Below are 19,506 nucleotides of genomic sequence, written 5' to 3'. Positions count from 1 at the left end.
TAAGTGGCTAAAAAACCAGCAGTTTCAAAAAAGAAAAAATTAAAAAACATTCCTAATGGAATAGCATATATACACTCTACTTTCAATAATACTGTTGTAACTATTACAGATGCAGAAGGAAAAGTAGTAATTTGGAAATCAGGAGGAACTTCAGGGTTCAAAGGAACTAAAAAAGGAACTCCATTTGCAGCTCAAATAGCAGCTGAACAAGCAGCACAAGTTGCAATCGAAAACGGAATGAAACAAATCGAAGTTAAAATTAAAGGACCAGGATCAGGAAGAGAAGCTTCTATAAGATCAATCCAAGCGACTGGATTAGAAGTAACTAGAATAGTTGACATTACTCCAGTACCTCACAATGGTGCTAGACCGCCTAAAAAGAGAAGACCGTAATTTTATAAACTAAGGAGGAAATAGATAAATGGCAAGAGATAGACAGCCGGTTTTAAAAAGATGTAGAAATCTTGGTTTAGATCCTAGTGTTTTAGGAGTAAACAAAAAATCAAATAGAAATATTAGACCAAATGCAAATAGAAAATTAACTGAATATGGAACACAGTTAAGAGAAAAACAAAGAGCAAGATTTGTTTATGGAGTACAAGAAAAACAATTCCATAAATTATATGAAGAAGCAACAAGAAAAGAAGGAGTAACAGGGGTATTATTACTTCAATACTTAGAAAGAAGATTAGATAACGTAATCTATAGATTAGGATTCGGTTCAACTAGAAGACAAGCTAGACAAATAGTTAGTCATGGACATATTTTAATTAATGGAAAAAGAGTAGACATCGCTTCATACAGAGTAAAACAAGGTGATGTAATTACTGTTAAAGAAAATTCAAAAGAATTATCTGTAATTAAAGAATCTGTTGGACAAAAAACAGTTCCAGGATGGTTATCTTTAGAAGAAGGAACTTTAACTGGTAAAGTTTTAGAAAATCCAGGAAGAGATGCTGTTGATTTTGAAATCGACGAAGCGATGATTATCGAGTTCTATTCTAGATAATAATATTTTAATCCAAGGAGATGAATTAGCTTGTTAAAAATTGAAAAAATAGCTAAAGATGTTAAATTAACAGAAGAAAAAGAAAGCGATTATTCAGCTAAATATATACTAGAACCTTTATACAGAGGTTATGGTAACACTATTGGAAATGCTTTAAGAAGAATATTATTATCATCAATACCAGGTTCTGCCATAAAAGGAATCAAAATAGAAGGTGTTTTAAATGAATTTTCTACAATGGAAGGTGTAAAAGAAGCTGTAACTGATATTATTTTAAATGTAAAAGAAATAGTAGTAGAAGCAGATGAGCCAGGTGAGAAAAAAATGACACTTTCTGTTAAAGGACCTAAAGTTATAACGGCAGCTGATATTAAAACAGAGCCTGGAGTGAAAATTATAAATCCAGACCAAGTTATTGCTACGGTTACTACCGATAGAGAAGTTGATATGGAATTTTTAGTAGATTCTGGTGAAGGATTTGTAGTTTCTGATGAAATTGACACTGAAGGATGGCCAATAGGGTATTTAGCAGTAGATGCTATATATACACCTATTAGAAAAGTTAATTATACTGTTGAAGATACAATGGTAGGAAGAGTTACAAATTATGATAAATTAGAATTAGAAGTAACTACAGATGGTAGTATTGAAATTCATGATGCATTATCATATGCAGTAGATTTATTGACAGCTCATATTAAACCATTTACTAATATTGGAAATAGTATGAATAAATTTAGAGGTAGTGAAGACGAAACTACAGAAACTAATACTGAAGTAGAAAATAATATTGAAGATATGAAGATTGAAGAATTAGATTTCACAGTAAGATCATATAATTGTTTGAAAAAAGCAAATATTAATACAATTTCTGATTTAACTTCAATGTCATATGTTGAATTATTAAAAATTAAAAATTTAGGGAGAAAATCTCTAAATGAAATCATTGATAAAATGAAAGAATTAGGCTACGATTTAAGCGAAGAAGCCGGAGAATAATATAATTTTGTATCAAGGAGGGAAGGAATAGATGAACCATAATAAATCATATAGAAAGTTAGGTAGAAGAACTGATCATAGATTAGCTATGCTTAAAAATATGACAATTTCTTTAGTAAAAGCTGAAAGAATCGAAACTACGCTTACTAGAGCTAAAGAATTAAGAAAATTCGCTGAAAAAGCAATAACTTTAGGGAAAAAATATAATGCTTCAACTGATGCTGCAAGAAGAGTACATTTAAGAAGACAAGCATTCGCTTTCTTAAGAAATGAAGAAGCAGTTGTTAAAATCTTTAATGATATAGCACCTAAATACGCTGAAAGAAATGGTGGATACACAAGAATCATTAAAACAGCAGTAAGAAGAGGAGATTCAGCTGAATTAGCTATTATCGAATTAGTATAATAATTTTAAATTACTAAATTTATATTTTGGAGTTTTTCCATAAGTTGAAATTCGAATATTTGTAATTTGCTTATGGATAGCTCCGTTTTTTCTTTAAAAGTTTAATATAAAATAATTAATTTGCATCTGTAGCTCAACTGGATAGAGCGTCTGACTTCGGATCAGAAGGCTTGGGGTTCGATTCCTCACAGGTGCGCCATTTTTTTTAAAAGAAAAAATTATTTTATAATGACTTGGGGGAAAAATGAGGGGGAAAAATGAAAAATTTGGACATAGGGAACGTTTGAGGAAAAGGTTTCTTATGTCGGGGATTGCAGGATTTCATGATTATGAGATTTTGGAATTACTTTTAACATATGTAGTTGTGCGTAAGGATTGCAAAGGTATTGCGAAGGAATTATTGGGGAAATATGGAGATTTGTATACTTTATTGAAGCAACCTGAAGATGAATTGAAGAAAAACAGTTTTGTGACAGATAGAACTGTAGTATTTTTTAAAGTGATATTTCAAATTTTGGAAAAGGAATTGTATAAAAAAATTCATAATGAAAAAATAACGATATCAAGTAATGTACAACTATTGAATTATTTAGAGTATTCGTTACTAAAAAGGGATATAGAAGTATTTAAAGTTTTGTTTTTAAATACGCAAAATGAGCTTTTGAAGGAGGAGGAACTATTTAAAGGCACTTTGGATAGAAGCACAGTTTATATTCGGGAATTAGTAAAAAAAATATTAGATTACAATGCAAAATCAGTGATAATTGTTCACAATCATCCGTCGGGATCATTAAAACCATCCCAATCAGATATTACTTTAACACAGAAATTAAAGGATACTTTTGAGAGAATAGAAATTCGATTATTGGATCATTTAATTATAAGTGAGAAGGGATATTTTAGTTTTTTAGAAGGGGGATTATTGTGAATTTTGTAGTATATAAATTATTTTGTTTCTAGAAATTGAGTGATGTGAATTTGTTCATAGGTTTTGAAAGTAGATGGTGATTTATGAAAAAATATATATTGAGAATTTTTTTATTTTTTGTTATTTCAATTGTAAGTTTTTCGGCGAATTACAGCATTAAAAATTTAGATGTAAGAGCGGTTTTGAGAAAAGATGGTTCGATGCTTGTAAATGAGGCTGTGACTTATAAAATAGGCGATATAAATGGAGTATATTTTGATATTGATGCAAAAGGATATGGTGGCGTAAAGTCTTTAAAAGTTTTTGAAAATGATATAAATTATCCAGAAAATAAATTTAAAGAAGTGAATGCTTCGAATTTTGAGGTTACGGAAAATGATGGAGTGTATCGATTGAAACTTTATTCAAAAAATAAAAATAATACTAGAATTTTTAAATTTTCTTATGAATTATCAGAAGCTATAAAAGTTTATAATGATGTAGCTCAATTGAATAGAAAAATGGTTGGGCAAGATTGGCAGAAAAGAATAGGTCATGTGACTGTTGAAATTACAATTCCTGTGGATAAAAATTATGATAATTCAAAAATTTTGGTTTTTGGACATGGACCGCTTACAGGGGAAGTTGATAAAGTAGGGAATACGGTTATTTATAAATTGAATGACTATACTCCAGGAAATTTTTTAGAAGCACATATTTTAATGGAACCTGAAATTTTTTCAGAGTATGATAAGTCTAAGATAATCCATTTGAATGAGAAACAAGAATTATTGAATATGGAAAAAAGATTAGCAGATTCTGCTAATAATGAGAGAAAAAGACAACAAACTAAAAATAAACTTTTTAAAAAATCAAATTTTCTATTTGGTGGATTAGTTTCTATTTGGGGATTTATGATATTGTATATTTGTGGGATATTTAGAAGAAAAAATAAATCAAAAGAAATAGTTGGAAAATATTTGAGAGAATTGCCTAATGATTTTTCACCTGCGATTGTTGCTGGATTTATGACAAAAAATATTTATAAAAATGCAATTTTAGCAACTATTGTTGATTTGATTAGAAAAAAAGTTTTAACTCTTAATAATGATAATGAAAGGACTGTAATAACTTTAACTGGAGATATAGAAAAATTGAGTCCGCAAGAGAAATTATTGGTGGAAATTTATATAAATGATCTTGGAGATGGAAAGTCTGTAGATTTAAAAAGTTTTGGATTTTTTCATAAAGTTCCTTTAAAAGTTGCTAAAAAATTTGAAAATTGGAAATCAATGATTCAAAATGAAATAAATCAAAAAAAATTAAACTATGAAACTTTTGGAAGTGTTACTTTGATGTTCTTTATTTTATTTTCGATAATTTTTTTTATGTCAAGTTCGAGATTATCTTTATTAATAAGTAATGAAGGAAATCCATATTTAATTTTAATTGCAGTAATTTTAAAAGTAATTTTGATTAGTGTGATTGGTGTAGTTAGAATTCCAAAAAGAGAATTGATTGACGCTAGAAAAAAATGGAAGGCATTTAAAAATTTTTTATCAGATTATTCTCAGTTGGAAGAGGCAAAAATAACATCAGTGTATCTTTGGGAGCAATACTTTGTATATGCGATAGCATTGGGTGTGTCTAAAAAAGTAGTAAAGGCGTATAAAAAAGCACTTGATACAGGATTAGTTAAAAATGTTGATGGAGCGAATGGTTTTGTGTATTCTCCTGTATTTAATAGAGAATTTCATAGTTCATTTGATAATTTGGAAAATTTTGTTACTAAAACAAACGAAAAAGCAAGTCGTGCTGTGGCTGCTAGCAGATCTTCTAGTTCATCTGGAAGAGGTGGAGGATTTAGTTCAGGTTCATCAGGTGGAGGAGGTTCACACGGTGGTGGAGGAGCTTTCTAGCTTACATAGTTTTTTATAAATTCTGTAAAGAATTAGGAGGATAAAATGTTAATAATAGGAATAATACTAGGAATTATTGTAATTTTAGCTATATTGGCGATAATTTACAAAAATAAATTTGTAATTTTAGATAATAGAGTAAAAAATTCTTGGAGTCAAATTGACGTACAAATGCAAAATAGATTTAGTCTTGTTCCAAATTTGGTTGAGACGGTAAAAGGTTATGCTAAACATGAAAAAGATACTCTTGAAGGTATTTCAAATGCGAAAACTAAATATATGTCAGCGAGTACAACAGAAGAAAAAATGGAAGCAAACAATCAATTAAATGAACTTTTAGGGAAATTTTTTGCTATATCTGAAGCTTATCCTGAATTAAAAGCAAATACGAGTTTTGAAAAGTTACAAACTCAACTTATGGAAATAGAAGATAAAATCAGATTTGCTAGACAGTTTTACAATGATACAGTAACAGAGTATAATCAAGCTATACAAATGTTTCCAGGAAATTTGTTTGCAGGAATGTTTAATTACAAAAATATTGAGTTGTTTAAAGCAAATGAGATGGCAAGAGAAGAAATTAAAGTGAAATTTTAATAAAAAATTTTTGGAAAATGAAGGAGATAAAAACAGTTTTTAAAAATATATTGATAAATATTTAAAAGTATGTTATTATATTGATATGAATAAAATATATAAGCCAAATGAATTTGGTAAAATGATAGGGAGAACTGTAAATACGTTGCAAAGATGGGATAGAGAAGGCATATTAAAAGCACGTAGAACCCCAACAAATAGAAGATATTATACAGAAGAAGATTATTATAATATTATGGGTATTCAACAAGAAAATGCTGAAAATCAAGTAAACGATGTAATTATATATGCTCGTGTTTCTAACCAAAATCAAAAAGATGATCTAAAAAATCAAGTAGAATTTCTAAAAACATATGCTAATGCTAAAGGCTATATTATTTCGAGCATTATAACAGATATTGGAAGTGGGTTAGATTACAACAGGAAAGGATTTAATTCCATTTTATATTCTGAAAAAAAACAAAAAATATTAATTTCTTATAAAGATAGATTTGTTAGATTTGGTTACAGTTGGTTTGATAATTTTTTAAAATCAAAAGGAAGTGAAATTATTGTAGTAAATAATCAAACTTTATCACCAAAGCAAGAACTTGTAGAAGACTTAATTTCAATTATTCAAATCTTTTCTTATAGAATAGATGGACTTAAAAAATATAAAAAAAAGATAAAAAATGATGAAGAATTATAAAGGAATAAAAATTGAAATTAAACCTACAGCTGAACAGATTGAAAAAATTAACAGAACTATTGGGACAGGAAGATTTTTATATAATTTTTACATAGCATATAACAAAGAAATTTACGAAAAAGAAAAAAGATTTGTTACAGGATTTGAATTTTCAAAATATATAAATAATATTTTTATAAAAGAAAATCCTGATAAATCTTGGATAAAAGATGTTTCATCAAAATCTAATAAACAAGCTATAATGAATAGTGAAAAAGCATTTAAAAGATTTTTTAACAAAATATCGAGCTTTCCAAAATTTAAAAAGAAAAGTCATAATAATCAAAAATGCTATTTTTTTAAAAATAATAAAACTGATTTTGAATTTTATAGGCACAAAATAAAAATTCCTACTTTAAAATTTGTAAGATTAAAAGAATATGGATATATTCCTAAAAATACAAATATAAAAAGTGCTACAATTTCAAAAGAAGGAAATCGTTATTTTTTATCGCTTATTTTAGAAATGAAAAAAGAAATTGAGAAAAATTCAATTCAGAAAAATTTACAAACTAAAGAAGGAATAGGAATTGATTTAGGAATAAAAGATTTTGCAATTTGTTCTGATGGACAAGTTTTTAAGAATATTAATAAAACTTTTAAAGTTAGAAAAATTGAAAAAAAACTAAAAAGAGAGCAAAGAAAAAAATCAAGGAAATATTTGTCTTGCAAAAAAATGGAAAAAAATCTTTATGAATGTAAAAATTTTCAAAAACAAAAATTAGTGATAGCTAAATTGTTTTTTAAATTAAATTGTATTAGAAATGATTATATTAATAAAGTTGTTAATATGTTAACAAAAACCAAGTTAAAATGTATAACAATAGAAGATTTGAAAGTTTCTAATATGATGAAAAATAGGCATTTGTCAAAGGCAATTTCACAACAAAAATTTTATGAATTTAGAACAAAACTTTTGAATAAATGCAAAGAAAAAAATATTGAATTAAGAATTGTAAGCACATTTTATCCGAGTTCTAAGTTATGTAGTAACTGTGGAAACAAAAAACAAGATTTTAAATTAAAAGATAGAATTTATAAATGTAGCTGTTGTGGAATTGAAATAAATAGAGACTACAACGCAAGTCTTAATTTGAGAAATTCTACACAATATACAATATTGACATAAATAATATATTCTAAATAAAAAAAGAAGGAGAATGCTACGATTTAGCGAAACAGAATATATTATATGTACCGATGGCTAGTCGGGAATTCACGGCTGTGGAGAGCAAAAACAAATACAAGTAGATATTTTATCAAAAGTATGTTCGTTGAATCAGCAACATTCTAGTGTGTTGATAATAATTTAACACATTTTTAGTAGCAGGTTACGAAATTTAAAAATTTCTGAGAATTATGAAAATAATGAATATTAAATTTAGAAAAACAAAAAAAGTTTATCCTTTTTTGATAAATGATGAAAAAAACTACAAAAAGGGAGACTATGTAATAGTAGATACAATAAGGGGAGAGCAGATTGGTATTGTTTTGGGGACGACAGATAAAAAACTTGAAGAGGATAACGAAGACAGAGATGAAGTTAAAATAAGAGAGGTTAAAAGGAAATTAAGCGATTCAGAAGTTGAAAAATTGAAGGATTTAGATAAAAAAGCGGATGAAGCTTATTTTAAGTGTAAAAAAATCGTGAAAAGAATTTTACCTGAAATGAATTTAGTTATAGGTGAGTATACTTTTGATGAAAGTAAATTGATATTTTATTTTACTGCTGAAAATCGTTTGGACTTTAGGGAATTGGTAAAAGAAGTGAATAAAACTTTTAAAAAGAGAGTGGAATTTTATCAAATAAAATCAAATGATGAAGGTAGAATTTTGTGTGCATTTGGAAAATATGGAAGAGAGATTTACTGGTAAATAGGAGAAAGATGGCTTATATCGAAAAATTAGAGAGTGTGAATAAAGAAATTGTAATTGAAGATGAAGGGTTAAAGATTACAAATGATGCTTTATTATTAGCAAAATTCATTAAAAAGATATTTTTGAAAAAAAGAGAAAATGTGAAAAAAGCATTAGAAATCGGTGCTGGACAAGGAATAATTTCAATATTGCTGTCTGATTTGGAAAATATTTCTCAGATTGATGCTGTGGAAATTCAAGAAAAAATTTTTAGATATCTTGAGAAAAATATTAAAAATAATGAGTTGACGGATAAAATTATTCCGATTTTTTCAGACGTGAAGGAACTTGAAGGAGAATATGATTATATTTTTTCTAATCCGCCTTACATGAAAACAAATTCTGGGAAAATGCCTAACACTGAAGAAGAAAAAATTAGTAAGTATGAAATTACATTGAATTTAGAAGAATTAACTTTGGAGATAAAAAGGTTATTGAAAAATGGAGGAGAATTTTTTGTTATAGTGCCAAATGATAGGTTGAATGATATTTTTTCATATATTTATCAAAATAAGTTGAATATTTTGGAGATTGAGATTAATCAATACAAAAAGAAGGATTTGGTAATTATTTACGGAAAAAAAGGTGAGAAAAAAAATTCAAAAATTATTATAGGCTTAGAAAAACTCTAGAAGTAGCTAAAAATGCGATAAAGGACTTTATTTTTTTGATATTTTAGTTTATAATGTATCTATATCGAATTATCAAAAAGATAAAAAATTAAAAAGAGGTGATAGAAATATGTCAACATTTAATGATTATTTAAAGTATGACCAAAATGAGGAGTATGAAAGAAAACAATTGAGAATAATGGAAAAAATTACTTTTTCAGACGAAACTTTAAAGAAAATTAAAACTATACATAATGAAATTAGAATTATAGCAGTAGCGCAAGTTTACTGTCCAGATTGTCGTGCAATAATTGCGTTTATGCAAAAATTTGCTGAATTGAATCCGAATATTAAAATTAAATATAAAACAAAAGAGGATGCAAAAGATTTAAAATATGGAAATATAGAAAGAATTCCTACATTGATAAGATACACAGATGATACAGATGAAATTTTCTTGTCAGAATTTCCAAAAGTAGTAAAAAAAATGATGGAAGAAGAACCAGAAAAATTTGAAGATATAAAATATAACTTTAGAACAGGAAAATACAATACTGAAATTGAAAAAGAATTAGTAGATTATTTATCGGTTCTGTAATATAATAATAAATATTGGATTTTTGATTAAGTCCAATTTTTATTTTATAAAAATATTATTTTTTCAACTAGAATTAGGTCAATAAATATTAAAATTAATAAATATGGAGGAATTATTATGGGAAAAGTAGCATTAGTTGTGGATGATGCTCCTTTTATTAGAGCAGAAATAAAAGAAATACTAGAAGAACAAGGATACAAAGTGTATGAAGCTGGTGATGGATTGGAAGCGGTAACAATATACAAAATGCACAACCCAGATATTGTGACTATGGATGTTAATATGCCAAAAGTTCACGGATTAAAAGCGACTCAAATAATAACAGAATACGATAAAAATGCGAAAGTTATGCTTTGTAGTACAATGATGATGTTTCCAAATTATCAGAAAATGGGAAAAGAAGCTGGTGCAAAAGCCTTTTTATCAAAACCATTTACGGATATTGAATTTATGGAAGAATTATCAAAATTATTTGTATAATTGAAATTAACAGAAATAAAAAAATTCGATAAAACTAATTTTTTAGATTATCGAATTTTTTTTGTAAAGAGATAATGTTTATAATTTTTATGTAATAAAATTAATACATTTTCAAGCTATAAGGCAAGTAATATAAAGGTTTATTAACATTTTTTGTAGCAAGTTCATAATCTTCAAATACTTTTTCACTTTCAGGAATTGTCTCTTTAATTTGTGATTTTATATTGAATTTTTCCAAAACAAAGGCTGATAACGCTTTTAATTTTTGAGAGAAATCTTCTTCAACAAAAATATCACTAACACCGTAACTATCTCCTAAATTTAAATCATTAGCCATTCTTTTTATAACTTCATCAAGAGAAGCAATATCATCAACTAAACGAATATTTTTCGCTTCATCTCCAAGCCAAATTCTCCCTTGAGCATATTCTTCCAATTTATCATCATTAATTTTTCTATTTTTAATAACTCTCGATTTAAACTCATTGTAAGTTTCATTCATAGACGCTGAAATTTTTGCTTTCGATTCTTCAGACAAAGGAGTAAAACTATCGTTAATATCAGCATATTTACCTTTTGAAATAGAATTTGAAGTTACACCAAATTTATTTTGTGCATTGTATAATTTAGGAATCATTGAAACAACACCAATAGAACCAGTAATTGTAGCCTTATCAGCAAAAACTTTTGAACCAACCATCGAGATGTAATAACCACCAGAAGCAGCTGTATCACCCATTGAGACATAAATTGGTACATTTACTTTAGAAAACTGTTGATAAATAATTTCTGAAGCAAGTGCTGATCCACCACCAGAGTTAACTCTTAAAACGATACCACGTAAATTCTTGATTTCAAGAGCTTTGTTAATTTTTGTAGAAATATTATTTGGGGAAATAATATTTTTTTGAGTTCCGTTATCATCATAAACAATCGAACCTTCTGCATAAATAACTGCGATAGTACCGTTTTTTCCTTTAATTTCAGTGTCTTTAACATTATTATCATAATAATCATAAATATCAGAAATATTTTTATCAGTAATACCCAATCTAGCCATAAAATCTTGATAACTTTCTAATTTATCCACTAAATTTTTATCTCTAGCAGTAAATGGTGACATATTAACCGTATTTCCATTTACGATATCAGAATTAATAGAATCTCTATTAATTTTACGAGTTTTTACAATATTAGATACAAAATTATTGTATCTATTTTCAAAAATTCTCGTTAAATCAGCTTTAAGTTCAGGCGACATTTGATTGCTAGTATAATTTTCTCCATAAGATTTATGAGAACCAATTCTAACAATTTCCATATTTACTCCGATTTTATCTAATAAATTTTTTAAATACAAATCAGAATACTGATAACCAATCAACGAAAGACTAGCTGAAGCAGATGGTGTCATAATAATTTCGTTTGCAACAGAAGCTAAAGTATAGTTACTATTTTCTATGTATGCACCATAAGCATATATTTTTTTACCACTTTTTTTCAATTCTTCCATTTTTTTGGAAATTTCTTCAATTTTACTCGATGATAAGTTAGTTTGATCCAAATCAATTATAATCCCTTTTACTTTTCTATCATCTTTTATTCTATCCAAACTATTCAGCAAATCAGAATAAGAAATACTGTATTTATCATTAAAAAATGATGCTCCAAGTACTTTATCCTCACTAATTTGTGAAACATTAAATAACACATAATCAGATTTTTTTTGTTTACTTTCAGATTTAATTTTTGAATTTATTATAGAAGTTACCGATAACCCCAAAATAAAAATTATTAAAAAAAACAACATTAATTTTAAGAAAAAAGAATAAGTTTCTTTTAAAGTAAATAGAAAAAATCTTTTTAAGAAATCAGAAAATTTCATAAATTACCTCCTTTAAATGATAAAAATTATAGCACTTTAATTTTAAAATAGCAATATTTTGAAAAAATCAAAAGGATTAAATATAAAAAAATTTGAATGTACGAATTTGTTAAAATATGCTATAATAAAAAACAGAATGTCAAATAAATCAAGATTTATTAAGACTATAGAGATGGAAAAAATTATCAAAAAGAAAGAAGGTTTAAATTATGAAAAAAATTATTTTAATGTTAATGTTCATTTTGGGAACATTTACTTTTTCTGAAACTACAACTAGTGAAGTGCAAAGTTTTTTCTCATCAAAGGCACAAATTTATGTTTCAAATCAAAAAGATTGGTTTTGTACTGAAGTACCAGGAACAGACGAAACAGAGTGCAGAAAATTTAACTATCTTGTCAATGTAGTACCTGTTGGAAACAAATATAGAATTTCATACACACCAATTGACAATGTGAAATCTTATGACAGAGAAAAATATCCTGTATTAAGTTACAAAATTGGGAAAAAATATTATGTAAACAGTAGAAAAAATCAAAATACACCAGTTACTGATTCTTATGACATTACAGTTGATTATGTATTTAGTGCAGGGACAGAAATAAAAAAAGGTAAAAAATATGAAAGAACTGATTTTCAAATGCTTTCAGAAAGTGAATTAAACGCTTTATTAAAATCTAAAAGTGCAAAAAGACTTAATTCTGAAACAGAAAAAAATACAAAAGCATATTTAGATTGGTTATTTCACAACAATAATTAAATGATGTATTATCAAATAAAGTATAACAAAGAAATTTAAAAATAAAAAATGTCTTTTTAAGAGTGGAATTTTTTCTACTCTTAATTTTTTTATTAGTATTTTTTGATATATTATTTTTGGTATATTGTAGTAAAACTACCTTAAAATTGAACTCAAAAAGCTATAACTATTTTATTCAACTCCAAAATTTATATAATTTTTAGTAGTTTAATTTTAAATAGAGTTGAGTATATTAAGTGTGATTTTTGATTTCAAAGTATGTTTTTTATACGTTTTTAAAAGTTTTTTTGAAAAAAATAAAAAAATCAAAAAAAAGTGTTGACATTTATTTTGAATTATGATATTATATTTCTTGTCCGTAAGAGGAAACGGAAAAGCAAGAAAAATAAACGAATAAAAATTTAAAGTGTGCGGCCTTCGTCTAGTGGTTAGGACTCCAGGTTTTCATCCTGGCAACAGGGGTTCGATCCCCCTAGGCCGTACCAACCAAGAAACGGTCGCATAGCTCAGTTGGGAGAGCACCTGCCTTACAAGCAGGGGGTCACTGGTTCGAGCCCAGTTGTGACCACCATTATGGAGGTGTAGCTCAGTTGGTTAGAGTGCTTGCCTGTCACGCAAGATGTCGCGAGTTCGAGTCTCGTCACTTCCGCCATTAATTTTTTAAAAGTACAAAGATGCTTAACAATTTAGCCGCTTTAGCTCATCTGGTAGAGCAACTGACTTGTAATCAGTAGGTGGTTGGTTCGAGTCCGACAAGCGGCACCATTTTAATAATGTTGTGGAGAGGTTCCCGAGTGGCCAAAGGGATCAGACTGTAAATCTGCCGGCTCAGCCTTCGAAGGTTCGAATCCTTCTCTCTCCACCATTTTTTTATTATATAGGGGAAAAATTTAGTTTGTAAATAAATTAAATGATATAAAGTAATAGAAAAATATATAGATATTAAATATAAATTAGTGAAATAAATAAAATATAAAATAAATAAATAAATAAATAAATATTATAAATAAAATGTATGAATTTCGTAGGAGGAATTATAAATATGGTTAGAAAAATAAAAGGAGCTAATAAATCAGCTGGAGGAAGTCAACAAGATATAATTAGACAAGCTCAAGTAATGCAACAAGAAATGTTAAAAATCCAAGAAGGATTAAAAGATAAATTTGTAGAATCTTCAGTAGCAGGTGGAGGAATTACTGTAAAAGCAAATGGTCAAAAGAAAATAGTTGATTTATCTATTTCTTTAGATGTATTAAAAGATGCAATTGAAGAAAATGATTCAACAATCGTATCAGATTTAATAGTAAATGCTATTAATGAAATTTTAGATAAAGCTGAAGAAATGGCTGAAAAAGAAATGGAAGTAGTTACTGGTGGAGTAAGTATTCCAGGATTATTCTAATAAGAAATCATATTGTAAAAAATGTATATATTATGTGTTTTTCGAAAAGTAAAAGCAATACAAAAACGAGCCGATGAGTTTGGAAGAATATCAGATTAATTAATTGTAAGAAACTGTTTCATATGAGAAATTTATGAAACAGTTTTTTTTGTAAAAAATTTAATTTATCAATTTTTACAAAAATAAAAAAATTTTATTTTATTATAAAAAGAGGTTGTATAATTTAATAAATGTGGTAAAATTATAGTAGAAGGAAATTTTTAGTTAGAATAAAAATATGGGAGGAAAATATTACTATGGGATACAAAGAAAAATATGAGTATTGGTTAAATTCGCCTGCTATTGACGAAAAAGACAGAGAAGAATTGAAAAGCATTGCAGGGAATGAAAAAGAAATAGAAGATAGATTTTTCAAAGATTTGAGTTTTGGAACTGGTGGAATTAGAGGAGTTCGTGGAATTGGAACTAATAGAATGAATAAATATGTAATTAGAAAAGTAACTCAAGGACTTGCAAATTATATGTTGAGTTTTGATGAAAAAGCGGCAAAAGAAAAAGGAATCATAATTGCTCATGACTGTAGAATAGGTTCGAGAGAGTATGCACTAAATACTGCAAGAGTAATGGCTGCAAATGGAATTAAAGCATATATTTATGAAAGTTTACGTTCAACTCCTGAATTGTCATTTGGTGTAAGATATAAAGGATGTATGTCAGGAATTGTTGTTACAGCTTCTCATAATCCTGCAGAATACAATGGATATAAAGTTTATTGGGATGATGGAGCACAAGTTGTTGACCCACATGCACCAGCAATTGTTGATGAAGTAAATAAAATTTCTACATTGGAAGAAATAAAAGTTATTTCTGAAGAAGAAGGAAGAGAAAAAGGATTAATTATTCAACTTGATCATAAAATTGATGATGACTATATAGCAGCGATTAAAAAACAAACTATACATACAGATATTCCAGGAAAAGAAGATTTCAAGATTGTTTATACTCCGCTTCATGGAACTGGTGGAAGACCAATGAAGAGAATTTTATCTGATTTTGGATACAATTTTGAAGTTGTAAAAGAACAAATTGAACCAGATGGAAACTTCCCAACAGTAGTTTATGCAAACCCAGAAGAAGTGGCAGCATTTAAATTGGGAACAAAATTAGGAAATGAAATTGGAGCACAATTAATTTTGGCAAATGACCCAGATGCTGATAGAATCGGTATTGCGATAAGAGATGACAAAAATGAATGGTATTATCCAAACGGAAACCAAGTAGGATTATTGTTATTGCAATATTTATTGAATTACAAAAAAGATATTCCAGCTGATGCACAAGTTATTACAACTGTTGTTTCTACACCAATGATTGATGTTGTTGCACCTGCTAAAAATGTTGGAGTTATGAAAACATTGACTGGATTCAAATATATCGGACAAAAAATTAGACAATTTGAAAATAAAGAATTAAAAGGATCATATTTATTTGGATTTGAAGAAAGTTACGGATATTTGATTGGAACTCATGCAAGAGATAAAGATGCGTTGGTAACTTCAATGGTTATTTCTGAAATGGCAACTTATTACCACTCAAAAGGAACTTCTATTTACAAAGAATTGCAAAAATTATATGAAAAATTCGGATATTATTTAGAAGGAATTAAATCAGTAACATTGAAAGGTAAAGACGGAATTGAACAAATGGCAGCATTGATGTCTAACTTGAGAGAAAATGTTAAAGATGAATTGCTTGGTAAGAAAATTAAAATTAAAAGAGATTTCTTCTCACACAAAGAACATAACTTGGAAACTGGTGAAGAAAAAGAAATTAATTTACCAAAAGAAAATGTATTACAATTCGTGCTTGAAGATAATACATTTATTACAGCAAGACCATCTGGAACTGAACCAAAAATTAAATTCTATTTCAGCGTAAATGCAGATTCTAACGAAAATGTCAAAGCTAAACTTGATAAAACAATGGAAGAATTTTCTAAATTTATTGGATTATAATTTTTTGAAGTAAATATTTTGAGAAATTTGATAGACTTAGAGAAAATAAAAATTTTATACAAAGTTTATAAAATTGAATAAGAATTGAAGTAAATAAATAGATGAAAACAGGGAAATTTCTTGTAGCGAGAATGATTTTCCTGTTTTTTTATTTGTAATGGAAAATATTTTTGAAAAATGTACCATAAGTTACACGTTTTAGAAATAAAAACATGATAGAATAAAAGAAAATTTTATAGTCAAATATTTTTTAAACAAAATTAAGTTATGATAGTTTTAAAATTGAATTTAGAAGAAACGAAATATGAGGTGATATGTTTTATGGAAAAAGCAAATATGAAGGATCATTTGAATATAAATTTTGATTTGATTGAGAAAATGACGAAAATTAAGAAAAATTATATAGAAGGAAATGTTGATGTAGAGACTACGAGAAAATTGATAAGGGAGACTTTTAAAGATAAAAAGATAACTCCTGCTGAGTTTGCCTATTCTGAGCAGAAAATAAAAGATTTAGGATTTGATGATGCGACTGTTCATGATAAGATGAATGATGTGCTTGATTTGTTTGATGAAATTATTGAAAGAGAGGACTCTTCGTTGCCTGAGGGACATCCGATAAAAACTTATTTGAAGGAAAATGAAGCGGCTAGAAAGTTGATTGCTGAAATGAAGGAAGAATTGAATAAGAAATTTATAAAAAATAGATGGCTGGAGTTTTACGATAAACTTTATACATTTAATTTGACACATTTGGCTAGAAAACAGCATCAATTATTTTCAATATTAGAAAGAAAAGGATTTGACAGACCGTCTAAAATAATGTGGACTTTTGATAATGCGGTTAGGGATAATATAAGTGAGGCTAGAAAACTGTTAATGGAAGATAAAATGGAAGAATTTTATGCGAAACAGGAAATTGCTTGGGAATTGACGTTGGATATAATGCATAAGGAAGAAGAAATCTTATTTCCAACTTCACTTAAAATGATTACTGAGGAAGAATTTAGGAATATGAGAAGTGGAGATGATGAGATAGGATATTTCTTGATTGATAAGCCTAAAGGATTTTTGCCTGAGAAAAAAGAAGAAAAAGCTGAGGAAAATGAAAATTTGAATGAAAATATGTCTCAAACAGGTAATTTTATGAATGATTTAGCTGGGCTTCTTTCAAAATATAATATGAATACAGGTGGAGGAAAGTCTGATGTGTTAGATGTTAAGCAAGGAAAACTTACTTTGGAGCAAATAAATTTGATTTTTCAACATATGCCAGTAGATTTGTCTTTTGTAGATGAGAATGAGATTGTTAAGTTTTACACTGATACAAAACATAGAATTTTTCCTAGAAGTGCAGGAGTTATAGGAAGAGATGTTAAAAACTGTCATCCGAGAGAAAGTGTTGCTTCGGTTTTGGAAATAATTGATGCATTTAGAAATAATGAGCAAGATGAAGTTGACTTTTGGCTTGAAATGAATGGGAAATTTATTTATATTTATTATGTTGCTGTGAGAGATGAAAATGGTACATTTAAAGGGGTTCTTGAGATGATGCAAGATGTTACGAGAATAAGAAGTCTTGAAGGAAAGAGAACGCTTGTAACTTGGGAAAAACCTAAAAAATCTGAAATTAATCAAGAGAATGAAAAAGATTTTGAAGAAAATAAAAATCCTTATGGACTAACAGAAAATACAGTAATAGGAGAAATAATAGATAAATATCCCTACATAAGAGAATTTATGCCAACATTATCGCCTACATACAAGAAACTGCTTGATCCAATTCAATATATGATAATGTCTAAAGTTGCGACACTTGATATGATTTCAATGCGTGGTGGGTTTCCTTTAGACGAATTGATAGAAAAAATTTCTGATGAAATTAGAAGAAATGAAGCTGAAAAATAATTATTATAGATAAATTGCTAAGTAATAGTAAAAGGTTTTTGTTTTTAGAATAGAAATCAGAATATTTAGATAAATTTTTAGAATAAATTTTAAAAAAGTTGTGGAACTTGCTAAAAAAGTTGTAAGGATAACAGGAATTTTATTATTTGTACAATTTAATTTGGCAGTTCCATTTTTTATTTTTAAAATTGGTAGAATAAAAAAATATTTGACTAACATAAATTTTTGATATAAAATATTATTGTTATCAAAATAATTTATAGAAAGGGAAAACGGATGTTGTTACATTATTTTATCGCAGGTGGAATATTTATGTGGGGAATACTGCTGGCTTCTATTTGTGGAGTTGCAGTAATTTTAGAAAAATTATGGATTTTTTCTACGAAAGAGAGGGAATTTACAAAAGAGTATAGGAAACAGCTGTTTAAAGCGTTGAAAACAGAAAGTAGGGAAAAGATTATCGAAATTGTAAAACCAAAAAGAGATTCGGTTTCTAGAATTGTTACAAAAACGATGGAAAATATAGATTTGGAGTTGGATAAGATTGAGGAATCAGAGAGGGAGTATCTTGAGGAAATAATAAGGGAAGCTGTTTTGGCACAAACAGGGAAATTGGAAAAAGGAATGTGGCTTTTAGGAGCAGTTGTAAATACGGCACCTCAGTTGGGGCTTCTTGGGACAGTAACGGGAATGATAACATCGTTTTCGGCGTTATCTGCGAGTGCTGAAAGTTCAAAAATAGTTGCAGCTGGAATATCTGAGGCACTGTATACTACGGCGTTTGGTCTAATTGTAGCGATACCTTCTTTAATTTTTTATAATTACTTTAATAGAAGAATAGATGCAATAGCGTTGGAAATGGAGAGGACAGCTTTGCATATTATGGGAAGAGTGAAAAAATAGAATTATAAAGTATTGAAAGGAATAAAAAATGAAATTTTCTAATAGAAGAAGTAGGCAGAATGTAGAAATATCAATGCTTAATCTTATTGATGTCATATTTATGTTATTAATATTTTTTATGATTGCCACAGCATTTAATAAATATTCACAATTTCAACTTTCTGTTCCAAAATCGAATGCTAAATTTGATAAGAAGGAAGAAACGAAGGTAGAAATAATAGTAAATAGAAACAAGAAATATTTTTTAAAGGTGGGTAATGATACTAAAGAAATTTCAGAGGAGAATATCCACGGTGAAATTTTGAAATTACCTAAAGAAATGCTTGAAAATGTGACATTGACGGCGGATGAGCATCTTGAATATGGATATATTGTAGAAGTAATGTCGAAATTACGTAATGAAAATGTAAAAAATGTTAGTCTTAATATACAAAAAAATGATAAATAATAAAATAGAGAAAGGAG

At 27.7% G+C, this 19,506-nt stretch carries 20 protein-coding genes and 6 tRNA genes; 25 read left to right on the top strand and 1 reads right to left on the bottom strand.

The window, feature by feature from the left end; translation table 11 throughout:
• Positions 1-3: 3 nt before the first annotated feature.
• The 14 genes from rpsK (at position 4) to J4863_RS08650 (ending at position 10,170) form a co-directional block, all read left to right on the top strand.
• A complete protein-coding gene (rpsK, locus tag J4863_RS08715; protein WP_211618339.1) occupies positions 4-393 on the top strand; it encodes a 30S ribosomal protein S11 in 390 nt (129 codons plus the stop codon).
• Between the two features lie 28 nt (positions 394-421).
• Positions 422-1,009: a 30S ribosomal protein S4 gene (rpsD, locus tag J4863_RS08710; RefSeq protein WP_211618338.1), complete on the top strand. Its 588-nt coding sequence runs from the start codon at positions 422-424 to the stop codon at positions 1,007-1,009.
• A 30-nt stretch (positions 1,010-1,039) separates the two neighbouring features.
• Entirely contained in the window at positions 1,040-2,008 is a 969-nt protein-coding gene (locus J4863_RS08705) for a DNA-directed RNA polymerase subunit alpha (RefSeq protein WP_211618337.1), read from the top strand.
• Positions 2,009-2,039: 31 nt separating this feature from the next.
• Complete coding sequence (gene rplQ, locus J4863_RS08700) at positions 2,040-2,414, top strand: 50S ribosomal protein L17 (RefSeq protein ID WP_211618336.1); 375 nt, start codon at positions 2,040-2,042, stop codon at positions 2,412-2,414.
• 122 nt (positions 2,415-2,536) lie between these two features.
• Positions 2,537-2,613: transfer RNA gene (locus J4863_RS08695), tRNA-Arg, on the top strand.
• A 45-nt stretch (positions 2,614-2,658) separates the two neighbouring features.
• Entirely contained in the window at positions 2,659-3,342 is a 684-nt protein-coding gene (gene radC, locus J4863_RS08690) for a DNA repair protein RadC (protein ID WP_211618335.1), read from the top strand.
• Positions 3,343-3,425: 83 nt separating this feature from the next.
• Positions 3,426-5,240: a DUF2207 domain-containing protein gene (locus J4863_RS08685; RefSeq protein ID WP_211618334.1), complete on the top strand. Its 1,815-nt coding sequence runs from the start codon at positions 3,426-3,428 to the stop codon at positions 5,238-5,240.
• A gap of 45 nt (positions 5,241-5,285) precedes the next feature.
• Positions 5,286-5,837 carry a LemA family protein gene (locus J4863_RS08680; RefSeq protein WP_211618333.1) on the top strand — a complete coding sequence of 184 codons (552 nt, stop codon included), beginning with the start codon at positions 5,286-5,288 and terminating at the stop codon, positions 5,835-5,837.
• Between the two features lie 85 nt (positions 5,838-5,922).
• The gene (locus J4863_RS08675) at positions 5,923-6,525 is read left to right on the top strand and encodes an IS607 family transposase (RefSeq protein ID WP_211618332.1); all 603 of its coding nucleotides are present in this window, start codon (positions 5,923-5,925) and stop codon (positions 6,523-6,525) included.
• Complete coding sequence (locus J4863_RS08670) at positions 6,512-7,693, top strand: RNA-guided endonuclease TnpB family protein (protein WP_211618331.1); 1,182 nt, start codon at positions 6,512-6,514, stop codon at positions 7,691-7,693. Before J4863_RS08675 ends, J4863_RS08670 begins: the two co-directional genes overlap by 14 nt.
• 230 nt (positions 7,694-7,923) lie before the next feature.
• Positions 7,924-8,439, top strand: a complete 516-nt coding sequence (gene ricT / locus J4863_RS08665; protein ID WP_211618330.1) for a PSP1 domain-containing protein — start codon at positions 7,924-7,926, stop codon at positions 8,437-8,439.
• A gap of 11 nt (positions 8,440-8,450) precedes the next feature.
• Positions 8,451-9,113 carry a tRNA1(Val) (adenine(37)-N6)-methyltransferase gene (locus J4863_RS08660; RefSeq protein WP_211618329.1) on the top strand — a complete coding sequence of 221 codons (663 nt, stop codon included), beginning with the start codon at positions 8,451-8,453 and terminating at the stop codon, positions 9,111-9,113.
• Between the two features lie 109 nt (positions 9,114-9,222).
• Complete coding sequence (locus J4863_RS08655; protein ID WP_211618328.1) at positions 9,223-9,690, top strand: thioredoxin family protein; 468 nt, start codon at positions 9,223-9,225, stop codon at positions 9,688-9,690.
• A 117-nt stretch (positions 9,691-9,807) separates the two neighbouring features.
• Positions 9,808-10,170, top strand: coding sequence for a response regulator (locus tag J4863_RS08650; protein WP_211618327.1), 363 nt, complete (start codon positions 9,808-9,810; stop codon positions 10,168-10,170).
• 100 nt (positions 10,171-10,270) lie between these two features.
• On the opposite strand, the gene sppA is transcribed toward J4863_RS08650, so the two are convergent.
• Positions 10,271-12,055, bottom strand: a complete 1,785-nt coding sequence (sppA, locus tag J4863_RS08645) for a signal peptide peptidase SppA (RefSeq protein ID WP_211618326.1) — start codon at positions 12,053-12,055, stop codon at positions 10,271-10,273.
• Positions 12,056-12,264: 209 nt separating this feature from the next.
• Here sppA and J4863_RS08640 point away from each other — a divergent pair, with 209 nt between their 5' ends.
• The 11 genes from J4863_RS08640 (at position 12,265) to J4863_RS08590 (ending at position 19,489) form a co-directional block, all read left to right on the top strand.
• A complete protein-coding gene (locus tag J4863_RS08640) occupies positions 12,265-12,813 on the top strand; it encodes a hypothetical protein (protein ID WP_211618325.1) in 549 nt (182 codons plus the stop codon).
• Between the two features lie 410 nt (positions 12,814-13,223).
• Positions 13,224-13,298 (top strand) — tRNA-Glu (locus tag J4863_RS08635).
• 10 nt (positions 13,299-13,308) lie between these two features.
• Positions 13,309-13,384: transfer RNA gene (locus J4863_RS08630), tRNA-Val, on the top strand.
• Positions 13,385-13,388: 4 nt separating this feature from the next.
• Positions 13,389-13,465, top strand: a tRNA-Asp gene (locus J4863_RS08625).
• A 37-nt stretch (positions 13,466-13,502) separates the two neighbouring features.
• Positions 13,503-13,578 (top strand) — tRNA-Thr (locus tag J4863_RS08620).
• Positions 13,579-13,593: 15 nt separating this feature from the next.
• A tRNA-Tyr gene (locus J4863_RS08615) sits at positions 13,594-13,678 on the top strand.
• A 177-nt stretch (positions 13,679-13,855) separates the two neighbouring features.
• The gene (locus tag J4863_RS08610; RefSeq protein ID WP_211618324.1) at positions 13,856-14,215 is read left to right on the top strand and encodes a YbaB/EbfC family nucleoid-associated protein; all 360 of its coding nucleotides are present in this window, start codon (positions 13,856-13,858) and stop codon (positions 14,213-14,215) included.
• Positions 14,216-14,511: 296 nt separating this feature from the next.
• Complete coding sequence (locus J4863_RS08605) at positions 14,512-16,230, top strand: phospho-sugar mutase (protein WP_178937141.1); 1,719 nt, start codon at positions 14,512-14,514, stop codon at positions 16,228-16,230.
• A gap of 321 nt (positions 16,231-16,551) precedes the next feature.
• Entirely contained in the window at positions 16,552-18,138 is a 1,587-nt protein-coding gene (locus J4863_RS08600) for a PAS domain-containing protein (RefSeq protein ID WP_211618323.1), read from the top strand.
• A gap of 276 nt (positions 18,139-18,414) precedes the next feature.
• Positions 18,415-19,041, top strand: coding sequence for a MotA/TolQ/ExbB proton channel family protein (locus J4863_RS08595; protein WP_211618322.1), 627 nt, complete (start codon positions 18,415-18,417; stop codon positions 19,039-19,041).
• A gap of 28 nt (positions 19,042-19,069) precedes the next feature.
• Complete coding sequence (locus tag J4863_RS08590) at positions 19,070-19,489, top strand: biopolymer transporter ExbD (RefSeq protein WP_211618321.1); 420 nt, start codon at positions 19,070-19,072, stop codon at positions 19,487-19,489.
• Positions 19,490-19,506 lie beyond the last annotated feature (17 nt).

Source organism: Leptotrichia sp. oral taxon 221 (assembly GCF_018128245.1).
GTDB lineage: Bacteria > Fusobacteriota > Fusobacteriia > Fusobacteriales > Leptotrichiaceae > JABCPH02.
The sequence above is the reverse complement of the archived record's forward strand: the minus strand, read 5'-3'. Positions and strand labels throughout refer to the sequence as shown.

Excerpts from the sequence above, each read along its gene's own strand:
- sppA (WP_211618326.1), bottom strand. The coding sequence starts at position 12,055 with ATGAAATTTTCTGATTTCTTAAAAAGATTTTTTCTATTTACTTTAAAA.
- J4863_RS08680 (WP_211618333.1), top strand. The coding sequence starts at position 5,286 with ATGTTAATAATAGGAATAATACTAGGAATTATTGTAATTTTAGCTATA.
- J4863_RS08640 (WP_211618325.1), top strand. The coding sequence starts at position 12,265 with ATGAAAAAAATTATTTTAATGTTAATGTTCATTTTGGGAACATTTACT.
- J4863_RS08600 (WP_211618323.1), top strand. The coding sequence starts at position 16,552 with ATGGAAAAAGCAAATATGAAGGATCATTTGAATATAAATTTTGATTTG.
- J4863_RS08590 (WP_211618321.1), top strand. The coding sequence starts at position 19,070 with ATGAAATTTTCTAATAGAAGAAGTAGGCAGAATGTAGAAATATCAATG.
- J4863_RS08605 (WP_178937141.1), top strand. The coding sequence starts at position 14,512 with ATGGGATACAAAGAAAAATATGAGTATTGGTTAAATTCGCCTGCTATT.
- J4863_RS08610 (WP_211618324.1), top strand. The coding sequence starts at position 13,856 with ATGGTTAGAAAAATAAAAGGAGCTAATAAATCAGCTGGAGGAAGTCAA.
- J4863_RS08660 (WP_211618329.1), top strand. The coding sequence starts at position 8,451 with ATGGCTTATATCGAAAAATTAGAGAGTGTGAATAAAGAAATTGTAATT.
- J4863_RS08685 (WP_211618334.1), top strand. The coding sequence starts at position 3,426 with ATGAAAAAATATATATTGAGAATTTTTTTATTTTTTGTTATTTCAATT.
- J4863_RS08670 (WP_211618331.1), top strand. The coding sequence starts at position 6,512 with ATGAAGAATTATAAAGGAATAAAAATTGAAATTAAACCTACAGCTGAA.
- J4863_RS08650 (WP_211618327.1), top strand. The coding sequence starts at position 9,808 with ATGGGAAAAGTAGCATTAGTTGTGGATGATGCTCCTTTTATTAGAGCA.
- J4863_RS08675 (WP_211618332.1), top strand. The coding sequence starts at position 5,923 with ATGAATAAAATATATAAGCCAAATGAATTTGGTAAAATGATAGGGAGA.
- J4863_RS08595 (WP_211618322.1), top strand. The coding sequence starts at position 18,415 with ATGTTGTTACATTATTTTATCGCAGGTGGAATATTTATGTGGGGAATA.
- J4863_RS08655 (WP_211618328.1), top strand. The coding sequence starts at position 9,223 with ATGTCAACATTTAATGATTATTTAAAGTATGACCAAAATGAGGAGTAT.
- radC (WP_211618335.1), top strand. The coding sequence starts at position 2,659 with ATGAGGGGGAAAAATGAAAAATTTGGACATAGGGAACGTTTGAGGAAA.
- ricT (WP_211618330.1), top strand. The coding sequence starts at position 7,924 with ATGAAAATAATGAATATTAAATTTAGAAAAACAAAAAAAGTTTATCCT.
- rplQ (WP_211618336.1), top strand. The coding sequence starts at position 2,040 with ATGAACCATAATAAATCATATAGAAAGTTAGGTAGAAGAACTGATCAT.
- rpsD (WP_211618338.1), top strand. The coding sequence starts at position 422 with ATGGCAAGAGATAGACAGCCGGTTTTAAAAAGATGTAGAAATCTTGGT.